Raw genomic sequence first — 21,004 nt, forward strand, 5'->3', positions numbered from 1 at the left:
AAAAGATTTGATTGACCAGCTGTCTGATGGGGATATGCTAAAGCAATTATATATGACACAGCTAATTGTTATAATTGTGTCGGCTGTAGCAGGACTGTTTTTATTTCAGCATGCAAACGACTTTTTTAAGCTTTGGAATATTCGGGACCCCCATATTATATGGTATGGTGTTTCGCTTGCTGTTATTGTTATTATCTTGGATCTGGCAGTGATGAAATGGTGTCCGCCTCACTTATACGATGATGGCGGGATAAATAAAAAGTTATTCAGTAAGAGGTCAGTCCCTCATATTATATTTTTAACGCTTCTGATTGCCTTTACAGAGGAAATCTTATTTAGGGGCGTATTGCAGACACATATCGGTTTATGGGCTGCAAGCGTGGTGTTTGCCGTTCTTCATTTTCGATATTTGACAAAATGGCTGCTTTTTATCATGGTGACGGCGATCAGCTTTTTGCTTGGCCTTATCTATGAATGGACCGGTAATTTATTTGTGCCGGTTATGGCGCATTTTATCATTGATGTAGTGTTTGCCTGTCAGATTCGTTTTCAACAGGTTAGGAGGGAAATGCATGACGAAAATGTCAAGAGTAGAGAGAAGAAAAGCCCGGAATCTTTATGAACAGCAAAAAGACGTTTTTGAAGAAGAGCATGTTGACCAACAGGATGAAACTCTTCCGTCAAGACAATCAGTAAAAGATCAGAGAAAAAAGAAGCAGGATAAGGCCAAAACCAAAACGCCGTTATTTACGGTTCTTGCCGTACTGTTTGTATTTGTTCCGATTATCGTGTTTATCAGTCTGCTGTATTTCACAAAAGGCGATCCGTTTAATCCCAATAAAGATTATGAAGATGTCTTTATCGACAGCAGCCAAAGCAAGTATGAATCTCTGCCTAAGGCTGGAAAACAACAAGAAACAGAAGATACTGTCGCATTGCAGGATTCCGCAAAAGAGACAAAAGATCAAGAAACAGATGAAAAAACAGAGGATCTCGTATCCTCTGTGAGTAAAAAAGAACAAGCGAAGGGCAATAAGCCTTCGGAGAGTAAAAAAGAACAAGCGGAGGACAATAAGCCTTCGGAGAATAAAAAAGAACCAACAGAGGAGAAAGATTCCTCTATACATAAAAAAGTTGATACCAAGGCCAATGAGAAGTCAGAAAGCAAGGCTTCTGCTGCCGCTGCCCCCGAGGAAACAAAGACGGTGCAAAAGGATACTCAGCAAGTGCAGACTAAAGAAGACGCAACTCGAGTTGTTAAACATACGGTCAAAAAGAAAGAAACCTTATATCGTATTTCCATGAAGTATTATAAAAGCCGAGCCGGTGAAGATAAAATCCGCCATTATAATAACTTAAACGGCAATGAAGTGTACACCGGCCAAGTTCTTAACATTCCCCTGACCAATTAACAGGCATGTATTTTGCAGGCCTCTCATATATTGTACCAATGAATGATGGACAAGGTGTGAAGCGCATGGAACGAATATGGGATCAATTAGACCGTTTTACTGATGCACCGACAAAACAGATGCTTCAGGCGCTGGTGAAACGGAAAGTAAAGTATGAAAATTACGCCAAGCAATGCCGAAGGTGGCAGTGGACCTCGCTTATCTGTTTTGGTTTGTTATGCTTATTTTTCATTTTTAAAGGTTTCAGCCTAAATCAGCAAGCGCCTCAGATCATGCTTGAAGAGTTTCTGAACCATACGGTTTATTTATTTTGGATGATGGCGGCCGCTTTTGCATATTGTACGTCTTACTATTTTAAAAAGAAGGAAGAAAAAGCAGAGGGAGAGTATCACAAGCTGAGATGTGAAATCATACAAAAAAGCACTGATCTGTGGCCTCAGCCTGAAAAATGGAAGGCGAGAGAATCTGTTTTTCAAATGATGAAGCACCAATATGACATCAATCTATATTTTGAAAGTAAATAAATTGCGGCGTTTTCTCAAACGATAGAAACGTCTTTTTTTTATTGGCCGTCTTATTGATAAGTCATAAAGAATGGAGAGTTTTTATGAAGCTTACAGTTGCAATGGCCGGCGCGCTGACTGCAGCAGCAGCGGCAATGACGGTGAAAATGTATACTCTTGCTAAAGGTAACCACCTTAAAACCCACACATTTGTTTTACCAAAAATGAAAGGCATGACCCCGCTTACGATTTTTTTTATTTCTGACATTCATAAACGTACAATTGACAGAGGCTTGTTACATGAAGCTGAAAGCCATCATCCTGACCTAGTCATTATTGGCGGTGATTTAGCGGAGGGGGGCGTCCCTTATGCTAGAATCGAAGAAAATATAAAACGGCTTGCGGATCTTGCTCCTGTCATGCTGGTATGGGGAAATAATGATTATGAGGTCAGCCAGCAAAAGCTTCTTTTGATCTGCGAAAAATACAAAGTCACTCCTTTACGCAATGAATCGGTTCCGTATTTCTATAATGGGCATACCGTAACAATTGCAGGTGTGAATGATATCAGGATGGAAATGGACGATTATGCCGCTGCCATTCAGGACGTTGATAAACAGCAGCTTAATATACTTGTTTCTCACAACCCTGCGATTCATGAACAAATAAACGAATCTGACGGCATAGATGTCATTTTCAGCGGACACACACATGGCGGACAGATTCGGTTTGGCAAGTTCGGGCCCTATGAATTGGGGACGACCGGCCATGTGAAAAATGCGCGTTATCTCATCAGCAACGGCTATGGCACAACGAAGGTGCCGCTTCGGTTCGGAGCTAAGCCGGAAACACATATTGTGACACTTGCCGCACCGCCAGATCCTTCTGTATAAAATGCAATTTTTACTAAAAACAGCCGGACACTTCAAGAAAAGACTGCATTGTGCTTGTCTTACCAGTGAACACAGTGTAAACTGATAACAAATTAAGAACCTATGACTCATCATCTCATATAATGTGTTATATGATTTGTGTGCAAGAAGAGGCAGGAGGGAACGTTATGCGGCTTGAGCGTCTGAATTATAATAAGATAAAAATCTTTTTGACACTCGATGACTTGACAGATCGAGGGCTGACAAAAGAAGATCTCTGGAAGGACTCATTTAAAGTCCACCAGTTATTTAAAGATATGATGAATGAAGCAAATACAGAGCTCGGATTTGAAGCGAATGGACCTATCGCAGTCGAAGTGTATTCTCTCCAAGCACAAGGCATGGTTGTCATCGTAACAAAGAATCAGGAAGCGGATTCAGAGGACGAGGAGTACGATGACGATTACATTGAGATGCAGGTGAAGCTGGATGAAAGTGCAGATATTATTTATCAATTCCATTCATTTGAAGATATTATCCAGCTTTCTGAAAGCCTGCAGCGCATCGGCATTATGGGAGGGACCGTTTACCATTATGAAGGCCAGTACTTTTTAAGCCTTGACGATCTCGGTTCCCGTTCATCCGAAGGGGTTGTCGCAGTATTGGCTGAATACGGAAGCCCGACCACTTTAACGATCTATCGCTTGCAAGAGTACGGGAAAGTCATTATGGACGGAAATGCTGTTGAAACGATCCGGACTCATTTCTCATAAAACATATAAAAAAACTGCTGTTTATGACAGCGGTTTTTTTATTAGATAATTTAGGTAAAAATCATCAAAAAACTAACGTTTAACCTATGCATAGCTGATATGAAGGTGTATACTATTCTCTGAAAGGGAGCATGTGAGAAACAGAAGATTCTAGGAGGTTAACTTAATGGTAGCCGATCGAAACACCGGTCATAATGAAGAAGACAAACTTGATGTATTATTATCAACCCAAACCGTAATACATAAGGCTCTTGAAAAATTGGGGTATCCAGAGGAAGTTTATGAATTATTAAAAGAACCGATGAGATTATTAACGGTGAAAATACCCGTTCGAATGGACGACGGGTCTGTGAAGATTTTTACTGGTTATCGCGCCCAGCACAATGATTCAGTCGGTCCGACAAAAGGCGGAATTCGTTTTCACCCGAATGTGACAGAAAAAGAAGTGAAGGCGCTTTCAATTTGGATGAGTTTAAAATGCGGAATCATTGATCTTCCTTATGGCGGGGGTAAAGGCGGAATTATTTGTGATCCAAGGGATATGTCATTCAGAGAACTGGAAAGACTGAGCAGGGGCTATGTCAGAGCGATCAGCCAGATTGTAGGGCCGACAAAGGATGTGCCTGCACCAGACGTGTTTACCAATTCTCAAATTATGGCATGGATGATGGATGAGTATTCAAGAATTGATGAATTTAATTCACCAGGTTTTATTACAGGTAAGCCGCTTGTGCTTGGAGGTTCTCACGGAAGAGAATCAGCAACTGCAAAAGGTGTAACCATCTGCATAAAAGAAGCGGCTAAGAAAAAAGGCATTGACATTCAAGGTGCGCGTGTAGTCGTTCAGGGCTTCGGAAACGCGGGAAGCTATTTGGCGAAATTCATGCATGATGCCGGTGCCAAGGTCGTCGGGATTTCCGATGCATACGGCGGACTTTATGATCCGTCCGGACTTGACATTGATTATTTGCTAGACCGCCGGGACAGCTTTGGAACAGTAACGAAACTGTTTAATGATACGATTACGAACCAAGAGCTGCTTGAATTAGAATGTGACATTCTCGTTCCCGCTGCGATTGAAAATCAAATTACAGAAGAAAACGCCCATAACATTCAAGCTAAAATCGTTGTCGAAGCGGCTAATGGTCCGACAACGCTGGAAGGGACGAAAATCCTTTCAGGCAGGGATATTCTGCTTGTTCCTGACGTGCTTGCAAGCGCAGGCGGCGTTACGGTTTCCTATTTTGAATGGGTGCAAAATAATCAAGGCTTTTACTGGAGCGAAGAAGAAGTTGAAGAAAAACTTGAAAAAATGATGGTCAAATCATTTAATAATATCTATGATATGGCGCAGAACCGGAGAATTGACATGAGGCTTGCAGCCTACATGGTCGGTGTTCGAAAAATGGCTGAAGCTTCTCGTTTCAGAGGATGGATCTAAGTCAATCATTTGCATAAAAATAAAAAATCTCCTATGATGATATAGGAGATTTTTTATTTATGAACGGAATATCTTGATGGAATTGCCAATCGCAGGAGTTGAAGGAAATGATTGAAGAAAAAGCAATAGTTATTGGCGGGGGGCCATGCGGATTATCAGCAGCCATTCACCTAAAACAAATTGGCATTGATGCACTTGTTATCGAAAAAGGAAATGTGGTCAACAGTATATACAATTATCCAACCCATCAAACCTTTTTCAGCTCAAGTGAAAAGCTTGAAATCGGTGATGTGGCGTTTATCACTGAAAACAGAAAACCGGTTAGAATTCAAGCATTGTCTTATTATCGGGAAGTTGTCAGACGCAAAGACATACGCGTAAATGCATTTGAAACGGTGCAGACGGTTTCGAAAACAGACGGAAACAAATTTCTGATCGATACATCGAAAGGAACTTATGTGACACCGTACTGCATTATCGCAACAGGCTATTATGACAATCCGAATTATATGAACCTTCCGGGGGAACAGCTGCCTAAAGTTTTTCATTATTTCAAAGAAGGCCATCCATACTTTGATAAAGATGTTGTGGTCATCGGCGGGAAAAACTCAAGTGTTGACGCCGCGCTGGAGTTAGTGAAATGCGGAGCACGGGTTACGGTATTGTACAGAGGGAAAGAATACTCATCAAGCATTAAGCCTTGGATACTGCCGGAGTTTGAAGCTCTTGTGAGAAACGGAACAATCCGTATGGAGTTTGGTGCATGTGTTGAAGAAATCACGGAAGATAAAGTAATGTTCCGTACCGGACAAAACGAATTGGTGAGCATAAAAAATGATGTTGTATTTGCCATGACAGGCTACCATCCGGATCACGGTTTTCTTAAAAAAATCGGCGTGAAGATAGATGAAGAATCAGGCCGGCCTTTTTTTAACGAAGAAACGATGGAAACAAATGTGGAAGGTGTTTTTATTGCGGGGGTTATCGCTGCCGGCAATAATGCCAATGAGATTTTTATTGAAAACGGGCGTTTCCACGGCGGATTAATCGCATCTGAAATCTCAAAAAGAAATCATCATTAAACAGCTTGTAAGAATGGGGCATATGAAAAAGATTCATATGCTCTTTTTGCGCTTTTTCATAAAAGGCAGATGTAAAATGATAAACAACATGATACGATAGTTATAGGAATTTAAAGGAAAGAGGTTGCCTGATGTTTGCAATCATCTCTGCAGGAATAGCTCCAGGCATCGCGCTGTTAAGCTATTTTTATCTAAAAGATCAGTATGACAATGAACCTGTACACATGGTGCTGCGTTCTTTTTTTCTGGGTGTTGTACTTGTATTCCCTACCATGTTTATCCAATATGTATTAGAAAAAGAAAATGTGGGATCCGGAAATTTGTTTGTTTCTTTCTTATCGTCAGGTGTTTTAGAGGAATCGTTAAAATGGTTTATCCTGATGGTAAGTGTATATCCTCACGCCCATTTTGATGAACATTATGATGGGATTGTATACGGGGCCAGCGTCTCCCTTGGATTCGCAACCCTTGAAAATATTCTCTATTTAGTCGGCCATGGAGTGGAACATGCTTTTGTGAGAGCGCTTTTACCTGTTTCATGTCATGCTCTCCTTGGTGTTATTATGGGATTTTACCTAGGTAAAGCACGTTTTTCGGATCAGAAAGCCCGCTTGAAATGGCTGCTTCTCTCATTAGTAATTCCTTCAACTCTTCACGGGTCGTATGATTTTATTCTGACAGCCCTTCATAATTGGGGCTATTACATGATCCCCTTTATGCTTTTTTTATGGTGGTTTGGTTTAAGGAAAGCGAAGAAAGCCCGCACCGTCAATATGATGCAATTATAATGTTGGAAGCTGCCCACTCGTGCAGCTTTTTTTTATGCCTGCAGGAAGAATGTTAAGAGGGATAAGAAGGAAAGAGTGTATAAAAATAACCTTGCTACAGAAAATACGACTACACTAAAAATTTGCTGTAGGAGGCTTGAAAAGATGAAGTCCAAAGGTGCGATCATGGTATGTCTCATCCTTTTTTCCTTTACAATAACCGCTTTTTCAAATTGCGAGAAGATCTATGCCTTTTCAAATCAAGTGATTCAAAGAGGGGCGACGGGAGATGACGTTATTGAATTACAAGCGCGTCTTCAATACAACGGATACTATAATGGCAAGATAGACGGGGTCTATGGATGGGGAACGTACTGGGCGGTACGGAACTTTCAAAACCAGTTCGGTTTAAAAGAAATTGACGGTCTTGTCGGAGCACAAACGAAACAAATCTTAATTTCAAAATCCAAATATTATCGGGAATATGTGGTTGAGCAGCTTCAAAAAGGAAATACATTTACACACTATGGAAAAATTCCGTTAAAGTATCAAACAAAGCCGTCTAAAGCAGCAACCCAACAAGCAAGGCAGAAGGCGGAGGCGCGGCAAACCCAGCCTGACCAAAACCAAAAAGCGCAGAACAAATCAGCTGGCAATCAGCAAGCGCAAAATAACGCACCGGCACAAAAGACACCGGAAAAAAAACCGGATGCTGTTGCGGCAAATATGCCGGGAGGGTTTTCAAATAATGATATTCAGCTTCTCTCTCAAGCGGTATATGGTGAAGCAAGGGGCGAGCCATACGAGGGACAGGTGGCGATCGCAGCCGTTATTTTAAACCGTATTAACAGTCCATTGTTCCCGAATACGGTAGCGGGAGTTATTTTTGAACCGCTCGCCTTTACAGCAGTTGCCGACGGCCAGATTTATATGCAGCCGAATGAACGGGCCAAAGAAGCAGTGCTCGATGCGATAAATGGCTGGGACCCAACTGAAGAAGCCCTTTACTATTTTAATCCGGATACAGCGACAAGCGCATGGATTTGGGGACGACCGCAGATTAAAAGAATTGGAAAACACATTTTCTGTGAGTAAGAGCATGAAAAAGCATAAAAAAGAGGTGTGACAAATGATTAGAGGAATTTTAATCGCCGTACTGGGAATCGCCATCGTCGGCACAAGCTACTGGGGATATAAAGAGCACCAAGAAAAAGACGCTGTGCTTCTCCATGCTGAAAATAACTACCAGAGAGCATTCCATGATCTGACGTATCAAGTTGACCAGCTTCATGATAAAATCGGAACGACATTGGCCATGAACAGCAAAAAATCACTGTCTCCCGCTTTGGTAGACGTATGGCGGATTACCGCGGAAGCCCACAACAATGTGAGCCAGCTTCCGCTTACCTTAATGCCGTTTAATAAAACGGAAGAGTTTTTATCCAATATCGGGGATTTCAGTTACAAAGCATCAATCAGGGATTTAGACCAAAAACCGCTCGATGAAAAAGAATATTCATCTCTCAATAAGCTGTATCAGAAATCAGAGGATATTCAAAATGAATTGCGCCATGTCCAGCATCTCGTTATGAGCAAAAACTTACGCTGGATGGATGTGGAGATGGCGCTTGCGTCCGATGAAAAACAGAGTGACAATACGATCATAAACAGCTTTAAAACAGTTGAAAAAAACGTAGGGTCATTCTCTGAATCCGAGTTCGGCCCGACCTTCACTAGCACGAAAAAAGAAGACAAAGGATTCACCCATCTGAAAGGAAAACAAATAACTGAACAAGAAGCAAAGAACATCGCTCAGCGTTTTGCTCCGGACGATAACTATTCAATTAAAGTGAATAAAAGCGGCAAAAAATCAAAGCGGGACGTTTACAGCATCAGTATGAAAGACCCGGACCAAAAAGCAGCAATTTACATGGACATTACCCAAAAAGGCGGACATCCTGTTTATCTCATTCAAAACAGAGAAGTAAACAAACAGAAAATCAGTTTGAATGACGCCTCAAACAAAGCGCTTGCGTTCTTGAAGAAAAATGGATATGAGACAAAGGACCTTGAAATAGATGAAAGTGCCCAGTATGACAAAATCGGTGTATTTTCATATGTCCCGGTTGAAAAGAATGTGCGGCTTTATCCGGAAGCCATTCGTATGAAAGTGGCGCTTGATGATGGTGAGGTAGTCGGTTTTTCAGCGCGTGACTTTTTAGCGGCACACCGCACAAGAGATATTCCGAAGCCTGCTCTTTCTGTTGATGAAGCAAAAGAAAAACTGAACAAAAACGTGGATGTGAAAGAAACAAGGCTTGCAATTATCACAAACGAGCTCGGGAAGGAAGTGCTTTGCTACGAGATGCTCGGTACGATTGAAAACGATACGTACAGGATGTTTATTAATGCCGATGACGGAACGGAAGAAAATGTCGAAAAACTAAAAAATGCTGAACCTATATATAAAGACCTATAAAAAACAAGGAGGAAAGGACTAAATGTCTTTTCCTTTTTTACATAACATGCTTTAATAAAAAAGTGAAGCATATTGAAAATGAAAGAGTGAATTTCATGATAGGTGTCGGTGATATTGTAACAATTGAATATAAAGAAGAAAGCCAATTGAAAACAGTAAAAAGTAAAGCCGTGAGTGTGGAAAACGGTGAGCTGTTTATTGCATACCCAGTCGATCAGCATACAGGCCGGACGGTCTTTTTACATAACGGCACTGAGGTGATGGTGGAATTTGTTGGAAAAGAAGAAATGCCGTATCAATTTAAAAGCAGCGTGAAAGGAAGAAAGAAGGACAAAATTCCGATGATTTGCCTGTCGCTTCCCCGCCAAGAACAGATAAAAAGAATACAAAGGCGGCAATATCTGCGGATCAGCGCCATATTAGATGTATATGTTCAAAGGAACAGCGATCAAAAAACGTTTCAAACTTTTTCATACAACATCAGCGCCGGCGGTATTGCGCTTCTATTGCCGGAAAACCTGTCCTTTATGCCTGAGGAAGAACTGCATTTGCGAATCTGCCTTCCTGAAGAGAAAAAAACGCTTCAGGTCGACACAGACGCAATCGTCAAACGCGTCTTTTATGATAACAAATCAGCAAAATATAAAATGACGCTGGAATACTCTAATATTACCTCAGATCAGCAGCAGCTCGTACTGCAATACTGCTTTCGGCGCCAACTTGAAAATAGAAGAAAGGGCTCGCGGAATAAACAAGGGTAAACATTTCCATACTATTTGTATTGGAGGTGCGCCGTAATGAAAACTTTTGAACGCTTGCTGGTTAAATTATTGCTCATCCAGGCAGTGATATTGATCGGTGTCCAGTGTCTTTTTCATTATCAACATATTGAACCATATGTATCAAAAGCCGTTCGATATGAAGGGGTCGATAAAATGGAAATTGAAGAATGGATAGAGACATTAAAGCCGTAAGTATCATCAATTTTTTCACCCTTTTTTGTATAGTTCATGATACAATCCATAGAGGAGAAAAGAGCAAGGAGAGAGATTATGGAGAAGAAATTATCAATTGCTATTGATGGACCGGCAGCTGCGGGGAAAAGCACTGTAGCAAAAATTGTAGCTGAGAAAAGGTCATATGTTTATATTGATACAGGAGCGATGTACCGGGCTATTACATATGTAGCGCTCAAGGAATCAGCAGATTTAACGGATGAAAAAATGCTGTCAGAGCTGCTGAAAAAAACGACCATTGAATTGATCACATCAAAAGAAGGACAAAAAGTATTAGTAAACGGAAATGATGTGACAGAAGATATCAGAAAAGATGAAGTCAGCAATCAAGTTTCTATCGTAGCCAAGCACAGATTAGTCAGAGAAGAAATGGTCAGAAGACAGCAGCTGCTGGGAGACAAAGGCGGCGTTGTCATGGACGGGCGTGACATCGGCACTCATGTGCTGCCGAATGCGGAAGTGAAAATCTTTCTCTTGGCGTCTGTTGAAGAGAGGGCCAATCGACGTTTTGAAGAAAACGTAAAAAAGGGCTATGACGTAAACTACGAAACATTGATTGAAGAAATCGCCAGAAGAGATAAGCTGGATTCCGAACGTGAAGTTTCGCCCCTTCGCAAAGCGGATGATGCGGTTGAAATTGATACGACATCACTCTCAATTGACGAAGTGGCGGGCAGAATACTCGAGATTGCAGATCAAAAGTCCCGTCCAGCCGATAAGTAACTTCTTTTTTGAAATTTTTCAACAAAGACAAGATGTTATTGCTTGACAAACCTGTCCTTTTATTAGAAGTTAATACTAATAAAACTTTTTATTGGTCATTCAAAATCTTTTTTTGAATGATTCTTTAATACATATTCGGCTAAAAGCGGGCATGTTGCATGTTCAGCTTTCAAACCGTTTTAATTAAGCTGTGTAGGTTTGGACCAAGGAGGTTATTCAAATGACAGAGGAAATGAATCAAATTGATGTTCAAGTGCCAGAGGTTGGAGATGTAGTAAAAGGAATTGTTACAAAAGTGGAGGACAAGCATGTGGATGTTGAGATTATCAACGTCAAGCAGTCCGGCATTATTCCAATCAGTGAATTATCAAGTCTTCATGTAGAGAAAGCATCTGATGTCGTAAAGGCAGACGACGAGCTTGACCTGAAAGTGACGAAAGTGGAAGACGATGCTTTGATTTTATCTAAACGTGCTGTTGATGCAGACCGCGCTTGGGAAGACCTTGAGGAAAAATTTGAAACAAAAGAAGTGTTTGAAGCTGAAGTGAAAGATGTGGTAAAAGGCGGGCTCGTGGTTGATATCGGCGTTCGCGGTTTTATTCCTGCGTCGCTTGTTGAAGCTCACTTTGTCGAGGATTTCACTGATTATAAAGGAAGAACACTTACTTTAATCGTAGTGGAGCTTGACAGGGATAAAAACAGAGTCATCCTGTCACATCGTGCTGTCGTAGAAAAAGAGCAAACAAATAAAAAACAAGAATTTCTGCAAACTTTAGAAGTCGGAAGTGTGCTTGAAGGTAAAGTGCAGCGTTTGACTGACTTCGGAGCATTTGTAGATATTGGCGGGATCGACGGTCTTGTCCACATTTCGCAGCTTTCCCATTCCCATGTGGAAAAGCCATCTGATGTGGTGGAAGAAGGCCAGGAAGTGAAGGTGAAAGTCCTTTCTGTAGACCGCGATAATGAGCGTATTTCTTTATCTATTAAAGAGACGCTTCCGGGACCTTGGAGCCAGATTGGCGAAAAAGTCAAAAAAGGTGATGTTCTTGAAGGGAAGGTTCAGCGCCTCGTAAGCTTCGGTGCGTTTGTGGAGATTCTCCCCGGAGTGGAAGGCCTTGTGCACATTTCACAAATTTCCAATAAACATATCGGCACACCGCATGAAGTTTTGGAAGAAGGGCAAGATGTAAAAGTGAAAGTCCTTGATGTGAATGAAGGCGAGGAACGCATCTCACTTAGCATGCGTGAACTGGAAGAAGCGCCTCAAGGCGGTCAAGAAGACTATCGCCAGTATCAAGCCAAAGAAGAACAAAGCTCCGGTTTCCAGCTTGGAGATCTAATTGGTGATAAACTTAATAAACTAAAATAATTGGTGATGAACGTGACACGAGCAGAACGCAAAAGACAACATATAGATCACGCGCTGTCTACCGGACAAAAACGAGAGACAGGTCTTGACGATATAACGTTTGTTCATGTCAGTCTTCCCGATCTTGCATTAGAACAAGTTGATATAACAACAAAAATCGGCGAACTTACGAGCAGTTCGCCGATTTTTATCAATGCAATGACGGGCGGCGGCGGACAACATACATATGAAATTAATAAATCGCTGGCGAGAGCGGCGCGAGAGGCGGATATTCCTCTTGCTGTGGGTTCGCAAATGTCGGCTCTTAAAGACCCTTCTGAACGCTTTTCTTATGAAATTGTGAGAAAAGAAAATCCTGATGGGCTTATTTTTGCTAATTTGGGCAGTGAAGCGACAGCAGAACAGGCAAAGCGGGCTGTTTCAATGCTTGAGGCGGATGCTCTGCAAATCCATCTGAACGTCATTCAGGAAATTGTCATGCCTGAAGGGGACAGAAGCTTCAGCGGTGCGCTTGGACGAATTGAGCAGATGTGCAAGGAGCTCGAAGTGCCTGTTATTGTAAAGGAAGTTGGATTTGGAATGAGTAAAGAATCGGCAGCCAAGCTGTATGAGTCGGGTGCAGCGGCCGTTGATATCGGCGGGTACGGCGGCACGAATTTCTCAAAAATTGAAAATCTTCGCAGAGATAAGCAACTGAACTTTTTTAACGCGTGGGGCATTTCAACAGCTGCAAGCTTAGCTGAAATCAAATCACAGTTTCACGATAAGGCTATTATCGCTTCCGGCGGTCTGCAGCATGCGCTTGATGTGGCCAAAGCGATCGCTCTCGGCGCTTCCTTTGCCGGAATGGCAGGCTACTTCTTAAAAGCGCTTACCGCTAAAGGGGAAGACGGATTGATTGATGAGATTCGTGAACTTCTGCAAGAACTAAAGGTGATCATGACTGTGCTTGGGGTCAAAACCATCCCTGAATTACAGCAGGCTCCTCTCGTCATACAAGGAGATACCCACCATTGGCTGAAGGAGAGAGGCGTGGATACATCCGCTTTTAGCGTACGTTAAAAGGATGACAAAAAATCTTTGTCATCCTTTTCGTATGCTTTTTTTTTAATGCCTATGATTTCCTCTTTTTGAATTCCCCGTTTTTCTCAAGGGCTGTCGCGCCGTTATGGTGAATGGACTGATCTCTGTCTGACTCCACTCGGTGAGAAGCTTTGAGTTTTCTTTCCTGTCTGTCTCTTCCCATCATCATTCTCCTTTTCGTTTATCAGCTAGTTTAAAAAACGTTCTCCGGCCCCATACTGTGTGTAGATGGAGGAACGCGAAATGGAACCATTTTATTATTATTGGTCAATGTGGTTTTTGTGGATACTGACGACTTTTATCCTCGAAAAGACAAAAAGCCGGTTTATCGTATCTGTTTTTATTTTGACAAATATCATCTTAAGCATACATCACTTTACTTTTTATTTTACGCTGAATGCGGCATACGTGATGTTTTATACAGCTGCATGTGCCTTTGGCGGTTATTTGGGTATGTATAAACGGCTCCGTTACATCGTTTTGCATATGACATTGGTGTTTGCGTATGCTTTTGTCTTTCTTTTTGCATTATATGATCCGGTTTGGTTCATCATAAAACCTGAGTGGGTTGTTGTGATGGTTTTTACGGTCGTGACAGCTTCGGTTGAAAGGAACTTTCGCGAGCGGCTTGCATTATTTGTTCTTGGAATGTGCCAAGGGGAGCTTTTGTACTCTTTTATTATTCAAAGATTTGCGGGTGCAGTCAGTATTGGTGATTTTCAATGGCTGTATGCATGCTCAGCAGGCACGATTTTGCTGTTTGGTATCTCAAAATGTGAACACCTTGCCGGCCAACTCAGTCAAAAAGGCAAAAGATCCAACAAAGGAGCCACAAAAATGTCATGAGTAATTATGTATATCCCATTATTGCGGGAGTCATTGCAGGAGTGTTGACAAGGCTTTATATGCTGAAAACAGATTACCGCCAATATCCTACCTATATCCATGGAAAAGTGATCCATATCGCGCTTGGGTTAATTGCTGCCGGCCTCGGTGCAATTATTATGCCGGCTTTGTTGGAAGAAGAATTTACCGCGATTACCTTTCTGACATTAGCGGCAACGCAATTTCGAGATGTACGGAATATGGAGCGGAACACGCTGACCCAAATGGATTCTTATGAGCTTGTGTCCAGAGGCAGCACATATATCGAGGGGATTGCAATCGCGTTTGAAAGCAGAAATTATATTGTCATATTCACCGCGCTTCTCACAACTTCCGCTTATGTGTTTTTCTCTTTATGGGCAGGTGTAATTGCGGCGGTTGTTTGCTTCTTGCTCGCGATGAAATTCATGTCCGGCAGTGTATTGAAAGATATAGTGGATATTGAATACATAAAGCCCCGTTTTGAAGGACCGGGTTTGTATGTTGATAATATTTATATTATGAATATCGGGCTGCCCGAGAAACAAGAGCTGATTTTAAAGCATGGAATGGGATTTATTTTAACACCGAAAAACTTTAATTCAGCTACTACAATTGCCAACTTAGGACAGCGGCAGGCTATTTTATTCGATGTTTCCAATGTGCTCGGCGTCTATCGCGATTCAGGGGAACCGTCACTTACGCCGCTGGCAAAACGGGATCTCAATGACGGCCGAGTCGGCATCTTCGTTCTGCCGCAAGTGCATCATCCGGATACTGCGCTTCAAATTATCAGCAATGTTCCGACCCTTGAGAATGCAATCAGAATGCCGACTGAATTTATTAAAAAGCAAGATAAGGTGATAAAATGAGCGATTCCTTAACGAATTTTGTATTGGCTGTCATAACGACCAACCGAAACCGTGCGATCGGCGGGACAACCATCTTTTTTTGTGAAGATCAAAAGGAAATGGAACTTTACGCTACAAATCTTGAAGCCATTCTTGACGGAATTGCCCATCGTATTGGGGACGACTTATATTTGATTGTGAAACATTTTTAAGAATACGTTGTGATCTTACTGAAAACTGATATAATAAATGAGTTAAGCCCTTCAGTGTGAAGGGTTTCTTTTCATAAAGAGTAAAAATAAGAATTCTAATAACCGGTTGAAAATTTATGTGAAAAATGAAAGCGGCTGGATTGAAAGGAAGGGTACAATGGGTAAACCTGTCGTAGCCATAGTCGGGAGACCGAATGTAGGGAAGTCCACAATCTTTAATAGGATTGCGGGTGAAAGAATTTCAATAGTAGAAGATACCCCTGGAGTGACCAGGGACCGGATATACAGCTCAGCTGAATGGCTGAACTATGATTTTAACCTGATTGATACGGGCGGTATTGATATCGGTGATGAGCCGTTTATGACACAGATTCGCCAGCAGGCTGAAATCGCCATGGATGAAGCGGATGTCATTATTTTTATGGTGAATGGCCGTGAAGGAGTAACGGCAGCCGATGAAGAGGTCGCCAAAATTCTGTACCGGACGAAAAAGCCGGTTGTTCTTGCGGTGAATAAATTGGATAATACTGAAATGAGAGCGAATATTTATGATTTTTACTCGCTTGGTTTTGGAGAGCCATATCCGATTTCAGGCACCCACGGATTGGGTTTAGGGGATTTGCTTGACGCTGCGGCGGAACATTTCAAAAACATACCGGAGACAAAGTACAACGAAGAAGTTGTGCAATTTTGCCTTATCGGACGCCCGAATGTCGGAAAATCTTCTCTTGTTAACGCTATGCTCGGAGAAGAGCGGGTCATTGTAAGCAACGTGGCCGGAACAACAAGAGACGCAGTGGACACAATGTTCAGTTACAATCAGCAGGATTTTGTGATTGTCGATACTGCAGGTATGAGGAAAAAAGGAAAAGTATATGAAACAACCGAAAAATACAGTGTGCTGCGTGCGCTAAAAGCGATTGACCGCTCAGAAGTGGTTGCCGTTGTGCTTGATGGGGAAGAAGGTATCATTGAGCAGGACAAGCGTATTGCAGGCTATGCCCATGAAGCGGGCAAGGCTGTAGTCATTGTTGTGAACAAATGGGATGCTGTTGATAAAGATGAGCGGACGATGAAAGAATTCGAGCAAAATATCCGCGATCATTTTCAATTTCTTGATTATGCGCCGATACTATTCATGTCGGCTTTAACAACAAAACGCATTCATACGCTGATGCCTGCTATAATTAAGGCGAGCGAAAATCATTCGCTCCGTGTGCAGACCAATGTTTTAAATGACATCATCATGGACGCGGTAGCGATGAATCCGACACCGACGCATAATGGGCAGCGCCTGAAAATTTACTATGCGACACAGGTCGCTGTAAAGCCGCCGAGTTTTGTCGTTTTCGTAAATGATCCGGAGCTCATGCATTTCTCTTACGAAAGGTTTTTAGAAAATCGGATCAGAGATGCGTTTGATTTTGAAGGGACACCAATTAAAATATTTGCAAGAGCGAGAAAATAAAAAGGTGTGATTCAACTATGAAAAAAGTGACGATGCTCGGAGCAGGGAGCTGGGGAACCGCACTCGCTTTGGTCCTTGCAGATAACGGACATCAAGTGTGTATGTGGGGTCACCGCCCTGAGCTTATCAGTCAAATTAATGAACGTCATGAAAACAAGGATTATTTGCCGGATGTAAAGCTTCCTGAAGGAATTATAGGAACAACCGATTTGCGGGAATCATTGAAGGATGCTGATTTCATTATTGTCGCTGTCCCGACAAAAGCAATCCGTGAAGTATTAAGCCAAGCTGTCCCTTATATTACTAAAAAGGCTGTCTTTGTCCACGTCAGCAAAGGGATTGAACCGGACACGCTTCTTCGTATTTCGGAAATTATGGAAGAAGAGCTGCCTGCCGATATCAGAAAAGATATCGTCGTGCTTTCCGGACCGAGCCATGCAGAGGAAGTCGGCCTGCGGCACCCGACTACAGTGACTTCTTCTTCGAAAAGCATACAGTCGGCGGAAGAGGTACAGGATTTATTTATGAATCATAATTTCCGCGTATACACAAACCCGGATATTATCGGTGTTGAAATCGGCGGTGCTTTGAAAAACATTATCGCCCTTGCAGCGGGGATCACTGACGGCTTAGGGTATGGAGATAATGCAAAGGCGGCCCTGATTACGCGGGGACTTGCCGAAATCGCCAGACTCGGAACGAAAATGGGCGGCAATCCGCTGACCTTTTCAGGCTTAGCGGGTGTAGGGGACCTGATTGTGACGTGTACAAGCGTTCATTCAAGAAACTGGCGCGCCGGCAATATGCTCGGAAAAGGTTACAAACTAGAAGCTGTTCTTGAAGAAATGGGAATGGTGGTTGAAGGGGTACGCACCACAAAAGCGGCTTATCAGCTGTCTGAAAAGTATCAGGTGAAGATGCCGATTACAGAAGCACTTCATCAAGTTCTTTTTAACGGGCAAAAAGTAGAAACAGCAGTCGAATCCCTAATGGCGCGGGTGAAAACCCACGAAATGGAAGATTTGGTGAATACGTTTGAAAATCAAGTGAAGTAAAAAGTGACAATTCGCTGACACCCTGCATATTCTGGGTTGAACGATTATCACGAAAAATGGAGCTTCCCGGCCCGGAATCGCTTGAAACATTTTGGCGATTTAGGCAGGAGAGGATGCATCTGTACGGACACTTGCATACTATAGCATCGAAGTCCAAGAGAGCTGGATCTTAAACGTGTAGGTAAATATAGTCATGTGACTGAAGCGAAGTCCCCCCTTTGCTTCAGTTTTTTTGTGCTTTCAAAGCCTGGAAAATCTGTTGATCTTTTCAACCTTTGTATATTAAAATGAAATATAACGCTTACATAACATATATACAGGGGAAGGGGCGGATCGTTTGAGTCTGGCATTAATGAAAATGTGGTTTGCGCTTGGAGCCATGGGTTTAATGTTCATCGCCGTTGCAGCTATTTATATGAGCCGATACAAATGTAAAAATGCTTTTTTGAAAGCTGGCGTGTCTTCGCTTGCCTACGCTTGTATGCTGATATCGGGATTGATCGTGATCATTGTCGTTTTCAGCGGCCCTGTCAATGAATAAATGTGCAAAAGGAAGTGTGGTATGGTCAAACTGAAATGCGCCTTCATTTTCTTTTCTGCGATTCTTTTATCAGGGTGTTTATACCCGGAGGAGCGCAAAGTTGAAAATGCCATTCCTTATGAGGAGCAATTAAAACAGGTTCAGTCTGCTGTTGACAAGTTTAAAGAGGCGAACGGAGGGCTTCTTCCGATTCAGACAAAGGATATGAAAACACCGATTTATCAAAAATACCCGATTGATTTTAATCGTTTGGCCCCTAGATATATCGCTGAACCGCCAAGCTCAGCTTTTGAAAGCGGAGGAGACTACCAATACGTGCTCGTGGATGTGGAGAACAATCCTTCCGTAAAGCTGATAGACTTAAAGATGGCTGAAAAAATCCGTGATATTAAACTTCGGGTAAAAATGTACAAGGAACAGCATGGCTATCCTCCTTATGAGGATGTATTATCCCGTGATTTATTCACCTTAGACGCGAAGAAATTGGGTGTGAAGCATGCGCTCACCGTCACTAGCCCCATATCGGGAGCCTCTCTGCCGCTTATGATTGGAGGCGATGGAGACATCTATGCTGATTACAGGATTGATTTGGCCGATTGTATGAAACAAAGCAAAAAAGATCTCAAGCCCGGCGCTGAAATCCAGGATATCATTTGGGAAGAGACACCCTTTGTACCCGCGTTTTCCGTCAAGTATACCGTTAATGAAAAACAAGAACCCGTTTTTTTAGAAAATGATATGAAACAGGAATGAACCTTTCTCCCTCGCATACAAATAGGGAGAAAGGTTTTTTCATACTTTACTAGAATGAGGATTGAAAATTTTCTAAAGGTGTCATATTGAAATAGGACAACGTCATACACATATAGTGTCCTGTATTTGATTGATGAAGGTGAAATGAATGGTGAATAAAAATGATTAGGATAGGAAGTCCGGGAGGGGATCACTTGGAAAAGGTCGATATTTTCAAGGATATCGCTGAACGAACAGGAGGCGATATATATTTAGGGGTCGTTGGAGCTGTCCGTACAGGGAAATCTACGTTTATTAAGAAATTTATGGAGCTTGTGGTGCTCCCGAATATCAGCAATGAAGCTGACCGTGCACGTGCACAGGATGAGCTGCCGCAAAGCGCTGCCGGAAAAACGATTATGACCACAGAGCCTAAGTTTGTTCCTAATCAGGCGATGTCTGTCCATGTATCAGACGGACTTGATGTCAATATAAGGCTGGTAGATTGCGTAGGGTACACCGTGCCCGGAGCTAAAGGCTATGAGGATGAAAACGGACCGAGAATGATTAACACGCCTTGGTACGAAGAGCCGATTCCATTCCATGAGGCTGCTGAAATCGGTACGAGAAAAGTGATTCAAGAACACTCGACAATCGGGGTAGTCATTACGACAGACGGTTCTATCGGCGATATCGCCAGAAACGACTATGTCGAAGCAGAAGAACGAGTCATTGACGAGCTGAAAGAAGTCGGTAAACCTTTCATTATGGTTATTAACTCGGTGAAGCCGTATCATCCTGAAACAGAGGCGCTGCGCCAGAGTTTAATGGAAAAGTATGATATCCCGGTACTGGCGATGAGTGTTGAAAGCATGAGAGAAACAGATGTACTCAGCGTGCTCAGAGAAGCGCTTTACGAGTTTCCGGTGCTTGAAGTGAATGTGAATCTCCCAAGCTGGGTCATGGTGCTGAAAGAGAACCATTGGCTGCGGGAAAGCTATCAAGACTCTGTCAAGGAAACGGTAAAAGATATCAAGCGGCTGCGGGATGTTGATCGTGTTGTCGGTCAATTCAGTGAATTCGATTTTATTGAAAGTGCAGGACTTGCCGGGATTGAAATGGGGCAGGGGATAGCTGAAATTGACCTGTACGCGCCGGATCACCTATACGATCAGATTTTAAAAGAAGTAGTCGGTGTTGAAATCAGAGGAAGAGACCACTTGCTTGAGCTTATGCAGGATTTTGCCCATGCGAAAACAGAGTATGATCAGGTCTCCGATGCCTTGAAAATGGTGAAACAGACCGGATACGGGATCGCTGCGCCGGCATTGTCGGATATGAGTTTAGATGAACCTGAAATCATACGACAGGGCTCCAGATTCGGTGTCAGGCTGAAAGCAGTCGCGCCGTCCATTCATATGATCAAAGTCGATGTAGAAAGCGAATTCGCTCCGATCATCGGGACTGAAAAACAAAGCGAAGAACTTGTCCGCTACTTAATGCAGGACTTTGAGGATGATCCGCTTTCCATTTGGAATTCAGATATTTTCGGAAGATCGTTAAGCTCCATCGTGAGGGAAGGCATACAGGCCAAATTATCTCTCATGCCTGAGAATGCGAGGTATAAACTGAAAGAAACGCTGGAAAGAATCATTAACGAAGGCTCCGGCGGTTTGATAGCGATTATCCTGTAATATGGAAGACCTCTTTGGAAATGGGAGGTCTTTTTTTATTGTCCGCAGATAATGGAAATAGATCAAG

General features: G+C 42.5%; 24 protein-coding genes. 23 read left to right on the top strand and 1 reads right to left on the bottom strand.

The annotated features are described in order from the left end of the window. Positions 1 to 7 precede the first annotated feature (7 nt). The 15 genes from GXP75_RS13855 (at position 8) to fni (ending at position 13,499) form a co-directional block, all read left to right on the top strand. Positions 8 to 622: a CPBP family intramembrane glutamic endopeptidase gene (locus GXP75_RS13855; RefSeq protein ID WP_279626851.1), complete on the top strand. Its 615-nt coding sequence runs from the start codon at positions 8 to 10 to the stop codon at positions 620 to 622. Continuing rightward, a complete protein-coding gene (locus GXP75_RS13860; protein ID WP_242557034.1) occupies positions 573 to 1,412 on the top strand; it encodes a LysM peptidoglycan-binding domain-containing protein in 840 nt (279 codons plus the stop codon). Before GXP75_RS13855 ends, GXP75_RS13860 begins: the two co-directional genes overlap by 50 nt. 65 nt (positions 1,413 to 1,477) lie before the next feature. After that, positions 1,478 to 1,936 (top strand): YpbF family protein, encoded by a 459-nt coding sequence (locus GXP75_RS13865; protein ID WP_061670078.1) that lies wholly within the window; start codon positions 1,478 to 1,480, stop codon positions 1,934 to 1,936. Positions 1,937 to 2,019: 83 nt separating this feature from the next. After that, positions 2,020 to 2,808 carry a metallophosphoesterase gene (locus GXP75_RS13870; protein ID WP_242557035.1) on the top strand — a complete coding sequence of 263 codons (789 nt, stop codon included), beginning with the start codon at positions 2,020 to 2,022 and terminating at the stop codon, positions 2,806 to 2,808. Positions 2,809 to 2,975: 167 nt separating this feature from the next. After that, positions 2,976 to 3,560, top strand: coding sequence for a genetic competence negative regulator (locus GXP75_RS13875; protein ID WP_061572953.1), 585 nt, complete (start codon positions 2,976 to 2,978; stop codon positions 3,558 to 3,560). A gap of 166 nt (positions 3,561 to 3,726) precedes the next feature. Further along, the gene (gene gudB / locus GXP75_RS13880; protein ID WP_004429726.1) at positions 3,727 to 5,001 is read left to right on the top strand and encodes an NAD-specific glutamate dehydrogenase; all 1,275 of its coding nucleotides are present in this window, start codon (positions 3,727 to 3,729) and stop codon (positions 4,999 to 5,001) included. Positions 5,002 to 5,108: 107 nt separating this feature from the next. After that, on the top strand, positions 5,109 to 6,083 hold the full coding sequence (locus GXP75_RS13885; protein ID WP_242557036.1) for a YpdA family putative bacillithiol disulfide reductase: 975 nt from the start codon (positions 5,109 to 5,111) through the stop codon (positions 6,081 to 6,083). 131 nt (positions 6,084 to 6,214) lie between these two features. Next, complete coding sequence (prsW, locus tag GXP75_RS13890; RefSeq protein ID WP_088117482.1) at positions 6,215 to 6,871, top strand: glutamic-type intramembrane protease PrsW; 657 nt, start codon at positions 6,215 to 6,217, stop codon at positions 6,869 to 6,871. A 144-nt stretch (positions 6,872 to 7,015) separates the two neighbouring features. Beyond that, positions 7,016 to 7,945, top strand: coding sequence for a spore cortex-lytic enzyme (gene sleB, locus GXP75_RS13895; protein WP_010789078.1), 930 nt, complete (start codon positions 7,016 to 7,018; stop codon positions 7,943 to 7,945). A 34-nt stretch (positions 7,946 to 7,979) separates the two neighbouring features. Next, the gene (ypeB, locus tag GXP75_RS13900) at positions 7,980 to 9,329 is read left to right on the top strand and encodes a germination protein YpeB (RefSeq protein ID WP_242557037.1); all 1,350 of its coding nucleotides are present in this window, start codon (positions 7,980 to 7,982) and stop codon (positions 9,327 to 9,329) included. Between the two features lie 95 nt (positions 9,330 to 9,424). Next, entirely contained in the window at positions 9,425 to 10,090 is a 666-nt protein-coding gene (locus GXP75_RS13905) for a flagellar brake protein (RefSeq protein ID WP_242557162.1), read from the top strand. 36 nt (positions 10,091 to 10,126) lie between these two features. Beyond that, positions 10,127 to 10,303: a YpfB family protein gene (locus GXP75_RS13910; protein WP_106044239.1), complete on the top strand. Its 177-nt coding sequence runs from the start codon at positions 10,127 to 10,129 to the stop codon at positions 10,301 to 10,303. Between the two features lie 78 nt (positions 10,304 to 10,381). Beyond that, entirely contained in the window at positions 10,382 to 11,068 is a 687-nt protein-coding gene (gene cmk, locus GXP75_RS13915; RefSeq protein WP_214918727.1) for a (d)CMP kinase, read from the top strand. A 220-nt stretch (positions 11,069 to 11,288) separates the two neighbouring features. Then, entirely contained in the window at positions 11,289 to 12,437 is a 1,149-nt protein-coding gene (gene rpsA / locus GXP75_RS13920) for a 30S ribosomal protein S1 (protein WP_004429740.1), read from the top strand. Between the two features lie 12 nt (positions 12,438 to 12,449). Further along, complete coding sequence (gene fni / locus GXP75_RS13925) at positions 12,450 to 13,499, top strand: type 2 isopentenyl-diphosphate Delta-isomerase (RefSeq protein WP_242557163.1); 1,050 nt, start codon at positions 12,450 to 12,452, stop codon at positions 13,497 to 13,499. A gap of 52 nt (positions 13,500 to 13,551) precedes the next feature. Here fni and GXP75_RS13930 read toward each other — a convergent pair whose 3' ends face one another. Next, positions 13,552 to 13,683: a YpzI family protein gene (locus GXP75_RS13930; RefSeq protein WP_004429742.1), complete on the bottom strand. Its 132-nt coding sequence runs from the start codon at positions 13,681 to 13,683 to the stop codon at positions 13,552 to 13,554. 80 nt (positions 13,684 to 13,763) lie between these two features. On the opposite strand from GXP75_RS13930, the gene GXP75_RS13935 reads away from it, so the two are divergent. The 8 genes from GXP75_RS13935 to spoIVA all read left to right on the top strand — a co-directional run bounded on the left by GXP75_RS13935 (position 13,764) and on the right by spoIVA (position 20,937). After that, the gene (locus tag GXP75_RS13935; RefSeq protein WP_106044240.1) at positions 13,764 to 14,366 is read left to right on the top strand and encodes a YphA family membrane protein; all 603 of its coding nucleotides are present in this window, start codon (positions 13,764 to 13,766) and stop codon (positions 14,364 to 14,366) included. Next, positions 14,363 to 15,256, top strand: a complete 894-nt coding sequence (locus tag GXP75_RS13940; RefSeq protein ID WP_061572960.1) for a YIEGIA family protein — start codon at positions 14,363 to 14,365, stop codon at positions 15,254 to 15,256. The genes GXP75_RS13935 and GXP75_RS13940 overlap by 4 nt, the downstream gene beginning before the upstream one ends. Then, entirely contained in the window at positions 15,253 to 15,447 is a 195-nt protein-coding gene (locus GXP75_RS13945; protein WP_004429745.1) for a capping complex subunit for YIEGIA, read from the top strand. Before GXP75_RS13940 ends, GXP75_RS13945 begins: the two co-directional genes overlap by 4 nt. 157 nt (positions 15,448 to 15,604) lie before the next feature. Beyond that, the gene (der, locus tag GXP75_RS13950) at positions 15,605 to 16,915 is read left to right on the top strand and encodes a ribosome biogenesis GTPase Der (RefSeq protein ID WP_061572961.1); all 1,311 of its coding nucleotides are present in this window, start codon (positions 15,605 to 15,607) and stop codon (positions 16,913 to 16,915) included. Positions 16,916 to 16,932: 17 nt separating this feature from the next. Further along, a complete protein-coding gene (locus GXP75_RS13955; protein ID WP_214918730.1) occupies positions 16,933 to 17,970 on the top strand; it encodes an NAD(P)H-dependent glycerol-3-phosphate dehydrogenase in 1,038 nt (345 codons plus the stop codon). 337 nt (positions 17,971 to 18,307) lie between these two features. Further along, a complete protein-coding gene (locus GXP75_RS13960) occupies positions 18,308 to 18,511 on the top strand; it encodes a DUF2768 domain-containing protein (protein ID WP_004429748.1) in 204 nt (67 codons plus the stop codon). Between the two features lie 21 nt (positions 18,512 to 18,532). Beyond that, positions 18,533 to 19,264: a hypothetical protein gene (locus tag GXP75_RS13965; protein ID WP_214918733.1), complete on the top strand. Its 732-nt coding sequence runs from the start codon at positions 18,533 to 18,535 to the stop codon at positions 19,262 to 19,264. Between the two features lie 194 nt (positions 19,265 to 19,458). After that, a complete protein-coding gene (spoIVA, locus tag GXP75_RS13970; protein ID WP_004429750.1) occupies positions 19,459 to 20,937 on the top strand; it encodes a stage IV sporulation protein A in 1,479 nt (492 codons plus the stop codon). Positions 20,938 to 21,004 lie beyond the last annotated feature (67 nt).

This window comes from Bacillus sp. HU-1818, from assembly GCF_022695965.1.
In the GTDB taxonomy this organism is placed as follows: Bacteria; Bacillota; Bacilli; order Bacillales; family Bacillaceae; genus Bacillus; species Bacillus atrophaeus.

Coding starts and splice junctions, on each gene's coding strand:
- GXP75_RS13860 (WP_242557034.1), top strand. CDS start 573: ATGACGAAAATGTCAAGAGTAGAGAGAAGAAAAGCCCGGAATCTTTAT.
- GXP75_RS13865 (WP_061670078.1), top strand. CDS start 1,478: ATGGAACGAATATGGGATCAATTAGACCGTTTTACTGATGCACCGACA.
- GXP75_RS13870 (WP_242557035.1), top strand. CDS start 2,020: ATGAAGCTTACAGTTGCAATGGCCGGCGCGCTGACTGCAGCAGCAGCG.
- GXP75_RS13875 (WP_061572953.1), top strand. CDS start 2,976: ATGCGGCTTGAGCGTCTGAATTATAATAAGATAAAAATCTTTTTGACA.
- gudB (WP_004429726.1), top strand. CDS start 3,727: ATGGTAGCCGATCGAAACACCGGTCATAATGAAGAAGACAAACTTGAT.
- GXP75_RS13885 (WP_242557036.1), top strand. CDS start 5,109: ATGATTGAAGAAAAAGCAATAGTTATTGGCGGGGGGCCATGCGGATTA.
- prsW (WP_088117482.1), top strand. CDS start 6,215: ATGTTTGCAATCATCTCTGCAGGAATAGCTCCAGGCATCGCGCTGTTA.
- sleB (WP_010789078.1), top strand. CDS start 7,016: ATGAAGTCCAAAGGTGCGATCATGGTATGTCTCATCCTTTTTTCCTTT.
- ypeB (WP_242557037.1), top strand. CDS start 7,980: ATGATTAGAGGAATTTTAATCGCCGTACTGGGAATCGCCATCGTCGGC.
- GXP75_RS13905 (WP_242557162.1), top strand. CDS start 9,425: ATGATAGGTGTCGGTGATATTGTAACAATTGAATATAAAGAAGAAAGC.
- GXP75_RS13910 (WP_106044239.1), top strand. CDS start 10,127: ATGAAAACTTTTGAACGCTTGCTGGTTAAATTATTGCTCATCCAGGCA.
- cmk (WP_214918727.1), top strand. CDS start 10,382: ATGGAGAAGAAATTATCAATTGCTATTGATGGACCGGCAGCTGCGGGG.
- rpsA (WP_004429740.1), top strand. CDS start 11,289: ATGACAGAGGAAATGAATCAAATTGATGTTCAAGTGCCAGAGGTTGGA.
- GXP75_RS13930 (WP_004429742.1), bottom strand. CDS start 13,683: ATGGGAAGAGACAGACAGGAAAGAAAACTCAAAGCTTCTCACCGAGTG.
- GXP75_RS13935 (WP_106044240.1), top strand. CDS start 13,764: ATGGAACCATTTTATTATTATTGGTCAATGTGGTTTTTGTGGATACTG.
- GXP75_RS13940 (WP_061572960.1), top strand. CDS start 14,363: ATGAGTAATTATGTATATCCCATTATTGCGGGAGTCATTGCAGGAGTG.
- GXP75_RS13945 (WP_004429745.1), top strand. CDS start 15,253: ATGAGCGATTCCTTAACGAATTTTGTATTGGCTGTCATAACGACCAAC.
- der (WP_061572961.1), top strand. CDS start 15,605: ATGGGTAAACCTGTCGTAGCCATAGTCGGGAGACCGAATGTAGGGAAG.
- GXP75_RS13955 (WP_214918730.1), top strand. CDS start 16,933: ATGAAAAAAGTGACGATGCTCGGAGCAGGGAGCTGGGGAACCGCACTC.
- GXP75_RS13965 (WP_214918733.1), top strand. CDS start 18,533: ATGGTCAAACTGAAATGCGCCTTCATTTTCTTTTCTGCGATTCTTTTA.